The 17,353-nt window shown below is 54.4% G+C and carries 17 protein-coding genes; 9 read left to right on the forward strand and 8 right to left on the reverse strand.

Translation table 11 applies throughout. The features are described from left to right. Positions 1–407 precede the first annotated feature (407 nt). Entirely contained in the window at positions 408–1,259 is an 852-nt protein-coding gene (locus ABE504_RS00880; protein ID WP_430083158.1) for an AraC family transcriptional regulator, read from the reverse strand. A gap of 138 nt (positions 1,260–1,397) precedes the next feature. Between ABE504_RS00880 and ABE504_RS00885 the strand changes: the two genes are divergently transcribed. The 4 genes from ABE504_RS00885 to ABE504_RS00900 all read left to right on the forward strand — a co-directional run bounded on the left by ABE504_RS00885 (position 1,398) and on the right by ABE504_RS00900 (position 4,998). Beyond that, positions 1,398–2,249, forward strand: a complete 852-nt coding sequence (locus ABE504_RS00885; protein WP_430083161.1) for a sugar phosphate isomerase/epimerase family protein — start codon at positions 1,398–1,400, stop codon at positions 2,247–2,249. A gap of 159 nt (positions 2,250–2,408) precedes the next feature. Then, positions 2,409–3,077, forward strand: coding sequence for a TVP38/TMEM64 family protein (locus ABE504_RS00890; RefSeq protein WP_430083164.1), 669 nt, complete (start codon positions 2,409–2,411; stop codon positions 3,075–3,077). 40 nt (positions 3,078–3,117) lie between these two features. After that, the gene (locus tag ABE504_RS00895; protein ID WP_430083167.1) at positions 3,118–3,819 is read left to right on the forward strand and encodes a phosphatase PAP2 family protein; all 702 of its coding nucleotides are present in this window, start codon (positions 3,118–3,120) and stop codon (positions 3,817–3,819) included. Between the two features lie 153 nt (positions 3,820–3,972). Next, positions 3,973–4,998, forward strand: coding sequence for an LLM class flavin-dependent oxidoreductase (locus tag ABE504_RS00900; RefSeq protein ID WP_430083170.1), 1,026 nt, complete (start codon positions 3,973–3,975; stop codon positions 4,996–4,998). Between the two features lie 63 nt (positions 4,999–5,061). Here the strand turns inward: ABE504_RS00900 and ABE504_RS00905 are convergent, their stop codons facing one another. Then, positions 5,062–5,370, reverse strand: a complete 309-nt coding sequence (locus ABE504_RS00905) for a hypothetical protein (RefSeq protein WP_430083173.1) — start codon at positions 5,368–5,370, stop codon at positions 5,062–5,064. 152 nt (positions 5,371–5,522) lie between these two features. Between ABE504_RS00905 and infC the strand changes: the two genes are divergently transcribed. Next, the gene (gene infC, locus ABE504_RS00910) at positions 5,523–5,996 is read left to right on the forward strand and encodes a translation initiation factor IF-3 (protein ID WP_430084713.1); all 474 of its coding nucleotides are present in this window, start codon (positions 5,523–5,525) and stop codon (positions 5,994–5,996) included. Positions 5,997–6,346: 350 nt separating this feature from the next. Here the strand turns inward: infC and ABE504_RS00915 are convergent, their stop codons facing one another. Beyond that, a complete protein-coding gene (locus tag ABE504_RS00915) occupies positions 6,347–7,240 on the reverse strand; it encodes a C39 family peptidase (protein WP_430083176.1) in 894 nt (297 codons plus the stop codon). Between the two features lie 130 nt (positions 7,241–7,370). Between ABE504_RS00915 and ABE504_RS00920 the strand changes: the two genes are divergently transcribed. Next, the gene (locus tag ABE504_RS00920) at positions 7,371–8,618 is read left to right on the forward strand and encodes a M48 family metallopeptidase (RefSeq protein WP_430083179.1); all 1,248 of its coding nucleotides are present in this window, start codon (positions 7,371–7,373) and stop codon (positions 8,616–8,618) included. 80 nt (positions 8,619–8,698) lie between these two features. Here the strand turns inward: ABE504_RS00920 and ABE504_RS00925 are convergent, their stop codons facing one another. From ABE504_RS00925 to ABE504_RS00945, 5 genes are all read right to left on the reverse strand, one after another. After that, positions 8,699–9,847, reverse strand: a complete 1,149-nt coding sequence (locus tag ABE504_RS00925) for a conserved virulence factor C family protein (RefSeq protein WP_430083182.1) — start codon at positions 9,845–9,847, stop codon at positions 8,699–8,701. Then, positions 9,828–10,202 carry a hypothetical protein gene (locus ABE504_RS00930; protein WP_430083185.1) on the reverse strand — a complete coding sequence of 125 codons (375 nt, stop codon included), beginning with the start codon at positions 10,200–10,202 and terminating at the stop codon, positions 9,828–9,830. The genes ABE504_RS00925 and ABE504_RS00930 overlap by 20 nt, the downstream gene beginning before the upstream one ends. Positions 10,203–10,223: 21 nt before the next feature. Then, positions 10,224–10,811 (reverse strand): guanylate kinase, encoded by a 588-nt coding sequence (locus ABE504_RS00935; RefSeq protein WP_430083187.1) that lies wholly within the window; start codon positions 10,809–10,811, stop codon positions 10,224–10,226. Positions 10,812–10,951: 140 nt separating this feature from the next. Continuing rightward, a complete protein-coding gene (locus ABE504_RS00940) occupies positions 10,952–12,712 on the reverse strand; it encodes a DEAD/DEAH box helicase (protein WP_430083190.1) in 1,761 nt (586 codons plus the stop codon). Positions 12,713–12,851: 139 nt separating this feature from the next. Continuing rightward, entirely contained in the window at positions 12,852–13,547 is a 696-nt protein-coding gene (locus tag ABE504_RS00945; RefSeq protein WP_430083192.1) for a YhcN/YlaJ family sporulation lipoprotein, read from the reverse strand. Between the two features lie 276 nt (positions 13,548–13,823). On the opposite strand from ABE504_RS00945, the gene coxB reads away from it, so the two are divergent. The 3 genes from coxB to ABE504_RS00960 are packed head-to-tail and all read left to right on the forward strand — an operon-like array spanning position 13,824 to position 17,352. Further along, a complete protein-coding gene (coxB, locus tag ABE504_RS00950) occupies positions 13,824–14,840 on the forward strand; it encodes a cytochrome c oxidase subunit II (RefSeq protein WP_430083195.1) in 1,017 nt (338 codons plus the stop codon). Between the two features lie 26 nt (positions 14,841–14,866). Then, entirely contained in the window at positions 14,867–16,741 is a 1,875-nt protein-coding gene (gene ctaD, locus ABE504_RS00955; RefSeq protein WP_430083198.1) for a cytochrome c oxidase subunit I, read from the forward strand. Next, the gene (locus ABE504_RS00960; protein WP_430083201.1) at positions 16,738–17,352 is read left to right on the forward strand and encodes a cytochrome (ubi)quinol oxidase subunit III; all 615 of its coding nucleotides are present in this window, start codon (positions 16,738–16,740) and stop codon (positions 17,350–17,352) included. Before ctaD ends, ABE504_RS00960 begins: the two co-directional genes overlap by 4 nt. Position 17,353 lies beyond the last annotated feature (1 nt).

Here is a 17,353-nt window from a genome sequence, read left to right on the forward strand (position 1 = left end):
CTCACGCAGCACCCCTATTAAATTCCGCCGCCGCCGCATCCCCAGGTCTATCAAACTAGCTAATCTTACCCTCCCCGGGCACCGTCAGCAGCATGGCGACCAACAGCATAACAAATAAGCGTGGCTAACCACGCTTATTTCCCGATCTTAGCTTGTTTGACAACAAATAGAAGTGGGCAAACCGCTCTTATTGCGCAGGCTAGCAGAGAAAGTAACGATGTGCGAAGCAATAAGCGTGGTTCACCACTCTTATCAGATCGCAAATCAGCGAGTTTCCCAAAATAGAAGCGGTTCACCGCTCTAATTGGGGGAGGCTATCACACGATCGCTCTTTCCCGCGACGATACTGTGCGCTTACGCTGAGCCGCCATCGCCTTGGCGTGCTCGCCCTGCATCCTGCCCCCCACTCACACCCTTCTCTGCTGCGCCTGATACTGCCGCGGCGGCAAGCCGACGGCTTTCTTGAACGTGCGGATGAAGTTTGAGTAGTCGTTGAAGCCGGCGAGCTGGCACGTGTCGGTGACGGTGGAGCCTTCGCGCAGCAGCTGCTTCGCCTTCGCAATCCTTTTAAAAAGGATATGCTCGTGGATGGTGCTGCCTGTGTGCTTTTTGAACAGGCGGCAGAGGTAGCTGCGGTTCATGAACACGACCTGCTCGAGCACGTCGAGCGACAGGTCCTGGTCCAGATTTTCGTCGATATAGGCAAATAACGCGGAGAGCTTGTCCGGCATGACGGCGGGCTCTTCCTGCTTGTCTTGATTTTGAAACGCGCGGTTGATGAACACGAGCAGCTCAATGAAGGTCGACAGGTACAAAATGTCGGAACCCGGCTGCGCCTGCGGCCGCCGATGCAGCTCCATCCGCTCGTAGAGCTTCATAATATCGTCGATCTGCGGCTGGCTCAGCCGGATCCGGTTGCGCTCGCCGAAGGCGCGGTTGTGGAAGCACCCGAGAAGATCGAAATGCGTTGCATTAAAATGCTCCGCAAGGGAAGGATTAAAGTGGATCACGACATTTTCGTAGCGCTGCTTTTTGGATTGAAAATTCGGCCGATGGAGCTCGTTACTGTGCATGATCAGCAGATCGCCGTATTGCAGCTGGTACACTTGTTTTTCGATAAAATAGTGCACATCACCGGTCAGAAAGAAATAAATCTCGTACTGATCCTGATGCTGATGGAACCCGAGCGGCACCGGAGTATGCGTCACAGAATGCCGGAAGGTCACGAGATCGAACAGATTATGGTAGATGTCCTGCATGAAGGTTCTCCTTGAACGGGCGGAGTCAATTTAAGCAAACTTTTGCCCAATTAATGCAAAGAATACGTTTTTATTATACTGCAAAATAAAGAGGAGATAAATCATCCTTGCAGTCAATTACCTAGGAGGCATAGATCTATGAAATTGTCCGTATTTACCGTGTCCACTCCCGATTTGACGCCTGAAGAGCTTGCGAAAACAGCGGCGGCAGCCGGTATTCAAGGCGTTGAATGGCGATATACGAAAAACCCCGCAGAAGCGGCGAACCAAGCGCCATCCTTCTGGGGCAACAACCTGTGCACGATCGATCCGTCCGTATCCGACGAAGAGCTGCTTCGCTTCAAGACGGCGGCTGAGAAGAAAGGCTTGACGACGCTCAGCATCACGCCTTACCTGAACTCACTCGACCTTGCCGCGACAGAGCAGGCCTTCAAGCATGCCAAAACGATCGGTGCATCCTTTATCCGTGTCGGTGTGCCACCATATAACCGCACAGAGAACTATAACGACTTGTTCGCCAAAGCGACGGATTATCTGCATCAAGTGCAAGAGTTCTCGCAGCAATACGGCATCAAAGGGATCATCGAGATCCACCACAACACGATTACACCGAGTGCCGGACTTGCGCACCGTCTTGCTTCCAAGTTCAACCCCGACCATATCGGCGTTCTTCACGATGCAGGCAACATGGTGCATGAAGGTTACGAAAACCACCGTATGGGCCTCGAGCTTCTTGGACCATACCTGGCGCACGTGCATCTCAAAAACGCCGCTTGGGTCGCAACCGGTGAAGAGCAAAACGGCGTCAAGCTGTGGAAAAGCGAATGGGCGCCGATCGATAACGGTGTTGTAAACTGGAAGCAAACGCTGGACGATCTGAAAGCAGTCGGTTACGACGGCTACATCGGCATCGAGGACTTCAGCAACCAGTACGGTACTGCTGAAATGCTGAACAACTTTGTTGCGAAAGTCAAGCAATGGCTGGCTTAAAATAGCATGGATAAAAGCCCGCTGGGAGCGTCTTGTACGCCTCCGGCGGGTTTTGTTATGTTGCTTCAGTTCTTCTGGCAAACAGAGGATATTGCGATGGGATGCTCACATTGTGTAAGATGTAGCTTAGAAATGGAATTGGCATGAAGGAGGCGGGCCATGGCGCGTTCAAAACCGCTTTGGCTGCTGGCAGGCTGGTTTGCTGCTGCGGCATTGACCTTATTGATTTTAAAATGGACCGGCGTCTGGCACCAGTTGGATTTGAACTGGGTCACGCGTTGGCTGCGCGATCTGGGGCCGCTCGGCGGTCTGCTCTATATCATTGCCTACACGCTGCGCCCGCTGGTGTTGTTTCCGGCGACGCCGCTGACGCTATATGGCGGCTATGTGTTCGGTGCGTTTTGGGGCACCATCTATGATTTTATCGGCGCGGGGGCCGGAGCGCTGCTCTCTTTTTACATCACCCGGAGGTGGGGGAGAGGCGCTTTTCAACGCATTCTCAAGAGCAAGAAGCTGCTGTCCTTCGATCAAAAAGCCGAAGAGAAGGGCTTTATGGTCATTTTGTATATGAGGCTGATGCCTTTTTTTCCGTTTGACGGGATCAGTTATGGCGCGGGCTTATCCAAAATCCGCTTCTGGGACTACACCTGGGGCACGATGATCGGCATTATTCCGGGTGCGATTGTGTACAACGTTTTCGGGGCTTCGCTGAACGATATTTGGTCCTTCAAATTTCTCGGTGCTGTCATCATGTATGCCGTCTTTGCCATTGTGCCGCTGTTGTTGCGGGGGCGGATGCAGAAGCGGAAGGTACGCGCGGGGGAATAAAAGCAAATGGGCGGTTAAGATCAGAATAGGGGAGATCAGGATGGAGAAGACAGGACGGTTGGCGCGGGGATGGGAAGTTGGAGCGGTGATCATGTTGGCGATAGGGTTTATCGTGCTGGCGGCCGGCCTTTCCGCGGATTGGCTGCATCAGTTCGATGATCGGATTGGAAGCGCCGTACATAGCGTGCGGAATGAAGGATTGACTAGCATGGCGAAAGGCGTCACGATGCTAGGCAAAAGCGTCACGGATGGCATTGTGTTCGTCATTGTCGCGCTCGTGCTGCTGCTGAAGTGGAAGCAAAAAGGGGAAGCGCTCGTCCTACTCATCGGGACCGTTGCGGCCTGGGGGTTGAATACGTTGCTCAAAGGGCTGTTCGAGCGAGCGCGGCCGCTGGATTTTCTCGTTGTGGAGGACGGTTTCAGCTTCCCGAGCGGGCATGCGATGGTGTCGAGCTTTTTTTACGGCCTTGTCGGGTATTTGATCTGGATCAATGTGCGGGACAAATGGCGTTTCGCCTGGATTGTCCCGACGCTGACCGCTGTGATGATCTTCGCTATTAGCCTCACGCGGATTTACCTCGGTGTGCATTATCCGAGCGACGTGTTGGCCGGCCTTACGGCAGGCGGTGTGCTGCTGCTCATCTGCATTTTCGCGGTGCGCACCATCGGGATGCGCCGGGCGAGCCGTGCTGGTTTCTCGAGGCCGAGCAGTCAAACGGAAAGTCATAAAGTTACGCTGTAGCCATACACTTTTAATAAGAAAACGTATAGTGAAAACGCCAGGATAATCGGACAATACCTTATAGGGGTTGTCCGTTTTTTCTTTTGTGCGCCTGCCGTTGTATAATGGAATTTACCATCCGACCGTTAATCAACTTGGAAATGAGGGATGACGATGCTGAAATTAAGCATTCTGGATCAATCGCCGGTGTCCGCCGGCGTTAGTCATAGGGAAGCCGTCCAACAGACCGTTCAGCTCGCGCAGCTTGCCGACCGGCTCGGCTATACCCGGTTCTGGGTGTCGGAGCATCACAACTCGCAAGGGCTCGCCGGCTCTTCGCCCGAAGTGCTGCTCTCGACGCTTGCCGCACGAACGAGCCGCATTCGGCTTGGCTCCGGCGGCGTGCTGCTGCCGCATTACAGCGCGTACAAGGTTGCGGAAAATTTTCGCATGCTCGAGGCGCTGTACCCCGGCCGCATCGATCTCGGCATCGGGCGGGCGCCGGGCGGCACGCCGCATACGGCCAAAGCGCTGCGGGGCGCAGAGGCCAATCTGTTTGAGGGACTGGAGCGGTTCCCGGCGCAAATCGCGGATCTGGTCGGGTTCCTGACGGATACGATCGATTCCGGTCATGTGTTTGAGGGCATTCGGGCCACCCCGTTGGTGGAATCGATGCCCCAGATGTGGCTGCTCGGCTCCACAGGACAGAGCGGGGTGTATGCGTCGCAGGTAGGCGCAGCGTTCTGCTTCGCGCATTTTATCAACGGGGCGGGAGGCCAGCAGGCGGTGCGCAGCTACCGCACGTCGTTCCAGCCGTCCGCGCTCAATGTCGTGCCGCAGGCGACGGTTTGCATCTATGTGCTCTGCGCCGAGACGACCGCCGAGGCGGAGGAGCAGGCGACGTCCATCGATTTGCGCATTCTGCAAATGGAAAAAGGCGAGTTCACCGGTGTGAAATCGCCGAAAGAAGCGGCCGCGTACGTGTACTCGGACTGGGATCAGACCCGGATTCGCGATAACCGATCGCGGATGATTATCGGCAACCCGGCGCAGGTGCGGGACGGGTTGCGGCGGGTCGCCGACAGCTACGGTGTCGACGAGGTGATGGTCGTGACTGGCGGCTACCGCGCGGAGACCCGGCGCCAGACGCTGGAGCTGTTGGCGGAGATGTTCCGGCTGCGCCCGCGGTTGACGGGGTAAGGGCTGGCGGACTGTGGCTTCATAACGTTAGTCGGTCCATGTGAATAATTGACCATTGTGAGGTTAACGCAGCTTGCGACCGCGCTTCTCGATTTCCTGCGTCACGATAAATGCCAAGTCCTCGTTGCCGAACAGGGACAGCACGCCAAGCAGCGTGGCGTCGGCGACATCGCCAGCTTCCTCTTTGGGCACGGTCAGCTCCATCGCCTTTTGCAGCTCTTCATTGTTTGGCTGCTCCGGGTACGCCTGGCGGTACAGCGCCTCGGGATCGAGATCGTGATTGATGCACCACTGGGCAAAAACGAGAATCATCATATGCTCTTCCCGCTTGAAGTTTTCGATCATTTGCTCTTCTAATTGTTTTTTATTCATACTCGCGAAAGCAGCTCCTTTTTCCATCCCATTGAACATAAAAAACCTCTAGTAGCCCAGATATCCCTCTCCATTTCACTGTGGGGGCATGCAGGGAGACGCTGGTGCTAGCTGGGTTTCATTATAGCGAAAGATCAGGTGGTTTCACAATGATGCTCATGAACGAAAAAATTAAAGCATCCGAGGTCAGTTTGACGGGCGTAGACGGCGAAGACCTTGGCATCGTCTCAACGAAGGAAGCGCTCCAGCTTGCGAAGGAGCTGAAGGTGGACCTCGTCTGCACCTCGCTGATGAGCTTCCCTCCGCCTTGCAAGCTGATCGGGGCCGGCCAGGCGAAGCAAGAGGCGCAGCAGGCACGCAAAAAAGAGCAGCCGTCCAAGGTCAAAGAGATCCGGCTGACGCCGCAAATCGAGGACCACGATCTGGAGACGAAGCGCAGCCAGGCGGAGCGCATTTTGCGCGGCGGCGATGCCGTGCTGTTCGTCGTCAAAATCTCCGGCAAGGAAGGGCCGCAGGCCAAGTCGCTGCTGGAGGCGCTTGTGAAGGAGCTCGGCGCGTTCGGGCGCAAGCAGACGGGCATCCAGTTGAGCGGCAAGCAGGCGGCGGTGCAGCTCGACCCGGTATAAAGAAAAGCATGAACACGGCCATTTGGGCGGGTTCATGCTTTTTCTGTGCCGTGGTGGGGAGTCGGCATCGGTTAGAACTTTGCCTGCCGGCTAATCTGCCGTCGCTCCTCCAATGAACTGGAATTTCTCCCCTTCATTTTCTCGGTTTCACCCAAATCGGGGGGATGAACTGGAATTCTTCCCGTACATTTGCCCGTTTAGCAGCTACTCTCCGAAAACTGCCCAAATGACCTGGAGGTTTTCCAGTTCAACTGGCGTGGAAGCCGTTATCTCATGAAATGAGCTGGAGGTTTTCCTGTTTATGGCCACACAAAGCCGAGGCGCAAACCCGGAGCGCACAGCCGCACAGGCTAGTTTGCTCGCCGGGCTGTGATCGCCTGTGTTCCCATCGCTTCCCAAGCTTGCTCGAAAGCGTCCAAGCCGTAGGCCTCCTGGTGCCCTGTCATCGGGTCGTTCAGGTAGGCGTATTCGTCGTCGGAGCCGACGAGCAGCAGCGCATGCTCCGGCTGATACCACTCGACGAGCTCGCCGTTTGGGTCTTCCCACTCGAGATCGAGATATGGCATGTCCATATGTTCGGTCGCCCACACCATGACGGGGCTGCCTTTGGTGGGAAGCTCGAGCAGCCTGGCAAAAGCGATTCCGGCCACATCCTCGATCTGCCCGGGCAGCCACTGCTGCATGAGCGCGGCGACGGGCGCATGGTAAATGCCGTAGCCGACGTCAAAAGGGTCGCCGACGAACACATCCCGAGGATTGCCGCCGATCACGGCGCCATCCTCGTTGGTGTAGGGGAGCTCGCCTTTGGGCAGCGCGGCGGCGACGTCTTCTTTGGAAATGGGCAGTCCGGCCCAATTCAAGAGCATGGTGGCTGCGACGGCCTCGCAGCCGTTGGGCAGCTCCGGCAGCTGCGACAGCGCCGGAATGGCACGCAGCGGCTCCGCCGCAGCGCGGGTCGCCGACGCTGGCACTGCTTCTGCGGGCTGCGCGGGCTCCGCCGGGCCCACCACCGCGCTTGCCGCCGCAGGCCGGGCAGCGTTCGCATCGCCAGCGTCGACCGTCGTCGCTGCAGTCGTTGCCACTGGCGCATCCGCCGACAGCGCCACCATCGTCACTGCGGCCGTCGCGGCAGCGCTAACTTCCGCTGGCTGGACGTGCTCACCGGCTGGCGAGACCAACTCCGCCACATAGACACAGAGAAAGGCTGCTCCCAGCCCCAGCAAACTTAGCGTGATTTTACGCAAAAGGAAGACACTCCATTATTTAAGGTAGTTGATCGTTAATGTCATTACATCATGGGGCACGTACGAATGCAAGACGAGGAATGAAATATCCCCGCAGCTTGCCGCATAGACTAGCCTTGGAGGGATCATCATGAAACGATTCTATATCGGTTGTGTTGCGGCTTTTATCAGTTATTGTTTACTTGCAGCGATGATTTTCTTAAGGGGAGATCTGTTCCACATTCCTGCTTCGCTCGTCGGTACGGCGGCGGATCCGCACACCTTCATGACCGCGGCGCAAATTCATAAGGCGGAGTCGCTCTCCCGCATTCATTCGCTCTCGTTTTTCATCAGCGCGCCGCTTCAGATGGGTATTACGATTGCATTGTTTGGAGTGGCCGTCCGGTTCCGCAAGCTGGCGGAGCGAGTTACGAGGTCGGGGATTTTGCAGCTCTCGCTATTTCTCCTCTTGTTCAGCTTGTTGACGGACGTGCTGTTCCTGCCGATCGATTATTTGCTGTTCCGCATCGACCATACATACGGCATTTCAACGGAGACGATGGGCATGTTTTGGAGTGATCATGCGAAATCCTTTCTAATTTCGCTGCTAGGCACGATGGTCATGGTCGGTATCTACCGCACGATAGCTAAATGGAGCCCGCAGCGTTGGTGGCTATGGCTGTGGGGAATCTCGATTCCGCTGATCGTGTTTGTGACATTTATTCAACCGGTCGTGCTGGATCCGCTCTATAACAAATTTGAGCCGCTGCACAATGAGCAGCTTAAGCGGCAAATACTCGATCTGGCTGCACAAGCGCATATTCCCGCGGATCAGGTGTATCAGGTGAACATGTCCGAGCGCACGAACGCGATCAATGCCTATGTAAGCGGCATCGGCGACAATGCTCGTATCGTTCTGTGGGATACGACACTGCAAAAGCTGACGCCGGAAGAGATCCTCACCGTCATGGCGCATGAGATGGGCCACTACGCCGAAAAGCACATCTACTGGGGTCTGGCCTATGGCATAGCGCTGAGCTTCGTCGGCTTCTGGCTAGCGTTCCATGCGTTTCGTTGGATGCTGCGGCGGTTCGGAGCTTCGATCGGTCTTCGGGGCGAACGTGACCTGGCGGCGCTGCCGATGCTGCTTCTGCTCATGATGCTGATGAGCTTTGTTTCGGCGCCGATGCAAAACGCATTCTCCCGCGTCATCGAACACCGGGCGGATGTTTATGCGATGAATATGACAGGGGATGGCACAGCCGCTATTCATGCGTTCCAGCAGATCGCCAAGGAGAATCTAAGTCCCGTCACGCAGCCGAAACTGGTGCAGTGGTTCAGGGGCTCGCATCCAACGATTCTGGAGAGGATTTTGTATTTTGAAAATTTCGCAAAGTGACACTTCCATCGCTCTCTTTGAACGAAAAAGGCTAGTGAAGGGCGAAGCTCATCGCTCCCTCACTAGCCTTTCCTGTAAAACTACTGTTCGTTCCGCCGCGTCATCTGCTGCCACACCGAGCCTTCGGCGGCATGGCCACCCTCGATGCGCTCCAGCGCAATTTTAACCTGCATCCGGACTTCAAATTCCGGATCGTCTGCCGCGGCGCGCAAAGCGTCGAGCGCGCTGCGGTCGCCGACCTCGTAGAGGAAGCGCGCCGCGCGCCAGCGGACCAGCTTGTTGCGGTCCGCAAGCGCCTTCGCCATCGCCGGAATCGCGGCGGGGTCGCCCAGATCGGACAGCGTGTCGCCAGCTGTCCGGCGCACGGCCGGCGTATCGTCCTCGAGGGCGCGATACAGATAAGGCAGAACCTCGGGCTCCTTGATGTCCCCGAGGTACACCGTCGCCAGTCGCCGGATCGACGTGTTCTCGTCCTGCAAAGCATGGACGAGCAGCGGGAGCGTCTCCAGCGACGGCTGGATTTTCTGAAGCGCGGCGTAGCGCAGCTTCCAGTCCGGGCTGCGCAGCTGCTCCGCCGCTGCGCTCAGATCCGCGTCCCCTGCGGTCTGCGGCTCCGCAGGGGCATCGGGCGTCTCCTGCATCGCGCGGGAGACGAGCTCTTCGAGGCGGGCGTCATCATACGACGCGTCCAGTTCCTGGACGATCTCGCCCGCGATGTCGCTCAGTTCGCCGTAGCGCACGCCGAACTCTTCCAGCTTCCGCTCCTTGATCAGGTTCGGCGAGGCCGTACCTGCGCGGACCGCGGCGTCCGTAAAGCGCGTCGGCATGGCGACACGCGCTTCCTCGGAGCCGGCGCGCACCCGCACCTGGAGCGGAATGCCGCGAAACATTTGCACGAGCACCTGGGCTTCTCCGAAGGCGGTGTCGGCTTGCGCCTGGGGCGGCGCGGCTGCGCCGCCTTCGGCAGGCTGCGCCTCGCCGAAGATTTCCCGCGCCCGGCCGAGAATGAGCGGCCAGTCCCCCTTCGGATTCCGGTCGACCGCGATAAAATCGGCGGCAAGGAACACGCTCAGCACGCCAGGCACATCGAGCAGTTCCTGCACAGAGGCAGGGCCCTGCGCGCGATTCGCTTTCGTATACGTATCCCGTCGACCCGCCGGGAGTGCTTCGTCCATGTTGAGCTTCATGGAGTTCGGGCTGGGCGTCGGTTCAATGGAAAGTATTTTCATTGGAATTCAATCCTTTCAAAGTGGAGACGCAACTAACGACTGCGTCAGACAATGTCAGTGGCACGCCAGACGCAACATTAGTCGCTAAATTCCAGCGAACAAGCAGGAATTTGTCATCAATTGGCGTTGATGAACGGAATGCCTGCGAAAAAACAGTTTTTTTCGGCGAAATCCTCACAACTGGCTCGAATTCGCGAAAATGCCTGCCTTTTTGCAGGTATTTCTCAATCAGGAGGTGATGCGAGCCGAAATACCTGCCTTTTTGCAGGTTTGTCGCGGCTGCTCGTACGGCTACACCAGCAGTTGGTGCTGCTATCTGCAAAAAGCCCGGACGAATAAATTCGTCCAGGCCCATTCATGCCTTATACATATGAGATTAATCCAGCTCCAGCAGATTGCGCCCCAAATATTTATCCAACGTTTTGGTTAGATCGAATACGGTGTGCGCGAGGTCCACATTCTCAAACACGTGATCGCAGCGATCGCGGTAAGCGAGCTCCTTTTCAAAATCGGAGAGATACTTGCTGACGACTTCCTCGGAATCGCCGCTTTCTTTCATCCGCTCTTTCAAGGTTTCGCGCTCAGCATAGATGAAGATCTGAACAACATGGTCACCGTACAGGTTTTTCAACGTTTCGGCGCCGGAGTGGTTCAAAATCAGGTAAATGGAGCCGCTGCGCTGAAATGTCTCTTCGATGTCCTTGCTTTTGATGCCGTATAAATGGTCGTTGACGGTGCTAACCTCGATGAATTCTCCTTCGGTTTGCGCTTTAGCGAACTGGCCGGGGGAGATAAAGTGATAATCCTGACCATCCACCTCCGTTGCCTTCGGAGGCCGGGTGGTGTACGAAATCACCTGTTTGATTCCGAGGGTGGAACCTGACATTTCGGCAACTGTCTTGCGACCGGCACCATGAGGTCCGGTGAAGACAAAAATCATTTCCTTATCCCTTAATGCGTACATGGAACATACCTCCTTTGTTGTGGTGGGGGGTAAATCCTACGTGCGTGAAAGTATGAAACGATTTTTGTTAAATAGGATTGGCGTAGTTCTATTCTACTACGGGAGAGAATCCAGGTAAAGCCTTGTCGAAAACGCTTCCCTTACCGTTTCCCGCCGCTGCGCCCACCGCGAGGTGAACCTCCGCGGGTTGCGTCGCCCCGCGCAGCGCCACCGCGCGGGCCGCGATCGTCGCTGCGCCCGCCGCCGCGAGACGCACCGCCGCGGGCGGCATCGCCACGCGCAGCATCGCTCCGCGGGCTGCGCTCATCGCTGCGGCTGCGCGAAGCGCCGCTGCCGTACTGCTGCGGCCCGCGCGATGCGGCGCCGCCACTGCTACCGCGCGTCGGGCGCTCGTAGCCCGCGGTGCGCGCGCCTTCTCCGGCGCCAGCGCCGCTGCGCCGGTCAATCCGCGGCCGCGCCTTCTCGGCGGCGCGCTCCGCTCCTTCGGCGCGTCCACGTGTGACGCGCCCTTTCCCGGCGGCAGGACCCGCCGCCGGCTCGATCGCCTGCGGAGCGCGGCCCCACGTGTCCGGGCTGCGCTCCGTGCTCACGCGGGTGCCGGCCTGGCGGCCTGCGCCGTACTGCGCGTCGGCCCCGCGGCCCCCGCGCCGCACCTCGCGCGCTCCGGACCGACCGCCGCCGCGCGTGCCGCGCTCCTGCGTGCCACGGTCGCTGCGACCGCGACCGCGGCGAGCCGAGCCAGTGCCTTCCGAGCCGTAGTCCTCTTCACGGCTCACACGCACTTTTCGCTGCGGTTGCTCCTCACCACGCAGCGACATTTTGATGCCTTTTTCGATGAGCTCAATGGCAGGAATCTCTCTAGTCGTTGCGAAGGTGACCGCAACTCCCGTATCCCCGGCACGGCCCGTGCGGCCAATGCGGTGAATATAGCTTTCGGCGTCCTGCGGAATATCGAAGTTGTAGACGTGCGTCACGCCTTCGACGTCCAGGCCGCGTGCGGCAATATCGGTCGCGACCAGCAGCTCGACGCGCCCTTCACGGAAGCGCTTCATGACCTGTTCGCGCTTCGACTGCGACAGATCGCCGTGCAGCTCGTCGGATTTCATGCCGTTAACCTGCAGAAACTCATTCACTTCCATGACTTTGGCTTTCGTTTTGCAGAAAATCATCGCCAAATAAGGGTTGTGTTCCTTAATCGCAGCTAAGAGTGCATTCAGCTTGTTTTTATCCGTGGTCGTAATCAATTCTTGCTTGATTTCCGCAAGCGTGACTTGTTTGCTTTGGACTTTAATTTCCTTCGGGTCTTTCATATAAGCTTTGGAAAGGTTGACAATCTGCCCGGGCATTGTAGCCGAGAACAGGAGTGTCTGCCGGTTGGACGACGTCTGCAAGATGATGTCCCTGACTTCCTGCAAAAAGCCCATATGCAGCATTTGATCCGCTTCATCGAGGACAAGCACCTTAAGCTTGTAGAAATTGACGGAGCCGCGGCGAAGGTGATCCAGCAGCCGGCCCGGCGTTCCTACTACTATATGTATGTTTCCTTGAAGCTTTCTAAGCTGTTTTTCTACGTCTTGACCGCCATACGCAGCTAAGACACCCGCACCTGTTACTGGGGCGAGCAGTTTGAGTTCATTGCTGATCTGAATGGCGAGTTCGCGAGTCGGCGTCAAGATCAGCGCCTGTACCTCAGGGCTCTGAACATTGATTTTTTCGAGTATCGGCAGTACGAAAGCAAGCGTTTTGCCCGTACCTGTTTGTGCTTGTGCGATGACATCGCTGCCTTCCATAACAACCGGAATCGCTTGGCGCTGAATCGGTGTAGGTTCAGTGATTCCTTGACTTTGCAGCGTTTGGACAATGCTGTCCTGAATGCCCATGAGGGCAAATCCATTTGACATGGGTAATTAGCCAGCTCCCTTTTTCCTTGTAGGACTTTGAAGACGATTCCCTCATTGTACAGGAATGGCCGACAAATAGAAACAGGAGCCGGCCAGGATTGAAAAAAATTCTACATTATATAGTTGAAAAATTTGAACCTCAGTCCTGAGGAAGTTGTTGGGCGGTACCGAAAGTGCGGGTCACGGTTTGATTGAAGTCCGCAAGCTGCGGCGTTAAATCATGCCCTTTCCATGTTTCCTGCGCGTACGTATTCATTTTATTAAGGAAATCGCGATTCGCCGAAATGTAGACGTCCATCAGGTTAGGCTGCAATTGGCGAACCTTTTCTGCAATAGCCTGTTTGAAACGGTGAGACAGCAGGTCGTGATGAACGGCCGTTTCATAGCTGTTAAAACCATTGTTCAGATCGTTTCGAGGGATGGAATCGTCGTACGGCTTCATATCGTTGTAGATGCCTCTTGTCGTTCCGACATTATTCGTTTCTTTCGTTGTGCCTTTGGTACCGATGGCGCTGCTGTCGATCATCAGAGCGACATAGGCATTCTGATCTGTCGTGACCACGATCGCGGTGTTAACGCCGTTCATATCGTTTAATTGATCGGACAAAAACTGGCTGTACGCCAATGTTTTATTGTTGTGCGTCACGGGGCCGGTCAGCTGCTGCGTTTGATAGGCGCGCGTTTGGTGATCGGCGTCGGAGACGGGAGATCCGTAGTTGCCGTGAGCAACATTCGTCGCATCCCTGCCATAATCGCGTTTCTCATACCCGCAAGCAGGTAATGTTAGCAGGAGGAATATCATTCCACAAATCGGAAAACCTAACTTCCTGAGCATCTTGTTGACCTCCTTAAAGATTTGATGAGATTAGGATGAGATGTTTCCCTTGAATTATTCGCCCTGACAAATAAAGGCGAAAATGCATAAAGAGGGGGGCGTATGGAAATAACCATGAAGGGAAATATATCGCTACAGGACGCTGTTTAAGAACAATTTGTGAACTCTTCTACAGCGATTGACAAAAAGTTTTCACGAATTTATAGTTATTAAAGTGAATTGACATGGGCATGGCCTTCGTGGTAAAAATATTGTTTTAAAAGTGGGGTTGATACAATGAGTCAATTGAAAAAGTTCTGGCGTCTGCTACCCCTATTAGCGGTGATGACGTTCATGCTAACCGGGTGTGGAGACCCAACCTTATCTGCTTTAAAGCCTAAAGGTCCAGTAGCATCAGAGCAGCTGTTCCTAATGAAATTAAGTCTTTTCATTATGGTTTTTGTCGTAATTGTTGTTTTTGCGATCTACGCTTATGTGTTGGTTCGCTATCGCAAACGCGCTGGGGACAACAGCATTCCTAAGCAAGTAGAAGGAAGTCATGTGCTGGAGATTATCTGGACGGTTATCCCGATCCTGTTGCTGTTGGTGCTTGCGGTTCCGACAGTATCCTACACATTCAAACATTCCAAGAACTACAACCAAGACAAAGATGCCGTTCATGTCAAAGTAACCGCTCACCAATTCTGGTGGCAATTCGAGTATCCTGACCTTGGCATTGCGACTGCGCAAGAGCTGGTCGTTCCTAAGGATAAAATTATTGCTTTTGACCTCGTTTCTGCAGACGTAGCTCACGCGTTCTGGGTACCATCCCTCGGCGGTAAAGTCGATACAAACCCAGGTATTCACAACACGCTTTACTTGCAAGCGGATGAAATCGCTACATTCCAAGGTAGATGTACGGAGCTCTGCGGCGCTTCCCATGCCTTGATGAACTTTACCGTAACGGCTAAATCCCAAGCGGACTTCGACGCATGGGTGAATAAAATGAAAGCACCTGCAACTGTGCCGGCAACCGCACAAAAAGGTGAAGAGCTTTTCAAAGAAAACTGCATGTCTTGTCACGCGGTTAACGCAAGCGGCCCTGGGGTTGCTCCTAACCTGAAAGGCTTTGCAGATCGTGATACGCTAGCGGGCATCTTGGAACACACGCCTGAGAACATGGCGCTTTGGATACATAATCCGCAAGAGCAAAAACCAGGCAACAAAATGCCAGCCTTCGGTAAAGAAGCAGGCGGTAAACTTGATGACGGTCAAATCAACGAAATCGTCAAGTATCTTCAAACTTTGAAATAAACTCTTGATGTAAGGAGGTTCATACGTTGGCTCACTCTCATCCAGTAAAAAAACATACCGGCCTGATGGATTGGCTCACAACCGTCGATCATAAGAAAATCGGTATTCTGTATTTAATCGCGGGCGGGTTCTTCTTCCTCATCGGCGGACTTGAAGCGATCCTAATTCGGATTCAGTTGGCTTATCCGGATCAACACATCTTCGTCGGCGATGCATTTAACCAATTGACGACGATGCACGGTACAACGATGATTTTCTTTGCGGCGATGCCGGTCATCTTCGCATTTATGAATGCGATCGTACCTCTGCAGATTGGTGCAAGGGACGTTGCGTTCCCGTTCGTTAACTCACTCGGTTTCTGGTTATTCTTCGCCGGCGGCGTGCTTATGAACACAAGTTGGTTCCTTGGCGGTGCACCGGATGCAGGTTGGACGGGTTACGCTCCGTTATCCTCAATCCTGGATACCAGTTGGGGTCAAACGCTTGAAAACAACATCCAAGGTACGGACTTCTATGTGCTTGGCTTGCAAATTGCCGGTATCGGTACGCTAATCGGGGGGATTAACTTCCTTGTTACGATTATCAACATGCGTGCTCCTGGTCTGACTTACATGCGTTTGCCAATGTTTACATGGGCAGCGTTCGTTACTTCCGGTTTGATCGTTCTTGCCTTCCCGGCGATTACGGTTGCGCTCGTTGAATTGATGTTTGACCGTATCTTTGGCGGTGCGTTCTTCGATGCAGCCAGAGGCGGTAACAACGTATTATGGGAGCATTTGTTCTGGATCTTCGGGCACCCCGAAGTTTACATTTTGATTCTTCCAGCTTTCGGTATTATTTCTGAGATTGTTTCTACTTTCTCGAAAAAGCGTCTATTTGGATACAGTTCCATGGTATTCGCGACTGTATTAATCGGTTTCTTAGGCTTCATGGTGTGGGTTCACCACATGTTTACATCAGGTCTGGGTCCAGTTGCGAACTCCATCTTCTCCATTGCAACAATGGCGATCGCGGTTCCAACAGGGGTTAAAATCTTTAACTGGCTGTTTACGCTTTGGGGTGGACAAATCCGTTTTACAACAGCGAACATTTTCGCGACAGCGTTTATTCCAACGTTCGTTATGGGTGGTACGACAGGGGTTATGCTCGCGATTCCAGCAGCGGACTTCCAATACCACGATACGTATTTCGTCGTAGCTCACTTCCACTATGTAATCGTTGGTGGTCTCGTACTTGGCTTGTTCGCAGGTCTGTATTACTGGTGGCCAAAAATGTTCGGTCGTATGCTCAATGAAGGACTTGGTAAACTTCATTTCTGGTTGTTCTTCATTGGCTTCCATTTGACATTCTTCCCGCAGCACTTCTTGGGTCTGATGGGGATGCCGCGGCGCGTATTTACGTATCAACCGGGTCACGATCTTGAAGTAGGGAACTTGGTATCTACGATCGGTGCATTCTTCATGGGTATCGGTATGATCGTATTCCTGATCAACATTATTGCAACTGCTAGAAAACCGAAGACAGCTCTTGCAGATCCATGGGATGGCCGTTCGCTTGAGTGGACGATTCCTTCACCTGCACCGGAGTATAACTTCAAACAAACGCCGCTTGTTCGCGGACTTGACGCTTTCTGGAAAGAGAAAATGGCAGGCAACAAGGAAATGACGCCGGCTGAGCCTGTAGGTTCCATCCACATGCCGTCCGCTTCGATTCTTCCGCTTGCTATGTCAGTTGGTTTATTCATCGCAGGCTTTGGCTTTATGTACAAAAACTACTATGTAGCTGGTGCCGGCATTCTGGTAACGCTTATCTGTATGTTCCTTCGTTCCGTGTACGACGATCATGGTTGGCACATTGAACCGGAAGAACTGGAAGACGATCATAAGGGGGTAAAGGCATGAGTACTCATCACACGGGCGCACTGCCTGCTAATCCGGAAACGGCTACCCTCGAAGGGAAAAATAAGGTTCTTGGTTTCTGGTTGTTCCTTGGCGCCGAGGTAGTTTTGTTCGGTTGCTTGTTCGCAACGTATATCGCACTTCGGAACTCGGTTCCGGACGGTCCGACAGCGGAAGAAATCTTCAAGCTGAAAACCGTTGGCTGGTCGACGTTCATTCTCTTAACATCCAGTTTAACAAGTGTTTTCGCTACTATGGCGATGCACAAACATAAGCTTGGCCAATTGCTGGCCTGGCTGGCAGTAACTGTTGTGTTAGGGCTTACGTTCCTTGGACTCGAGATTTACGAGTTCAATGAATACGTGCATGAAGGCCACAAATTCGTAACAAGCGCATTCTCGACTTCGTTCTATACGCTGGTCGGATTCCATGGAGCGCACGTTGCTTTCGGGGTTTGCTGGATTACCCTCTTGATTATACAAGGTTTGAAAAAAGGCTTAACCGTCGTGACGGCTCCTAAGTTCTATGTAGCCGGTCTATACTGGCACTTTATCGACTTGGTATGGGTATTTATCTTCACGGTCGTTTACTTGATGGGGAAGGTGGGTCACTAAG

The organism is Paenibacillus oryzisoli (assembly GCF_050467285.1).
Classification (GTDB): Bacteria; Bacillota; Bacilli; order Paenibacillales; family NBRC-103111; genus Paenibacillus_E; species Paenibacillus_E oryzisoli_A.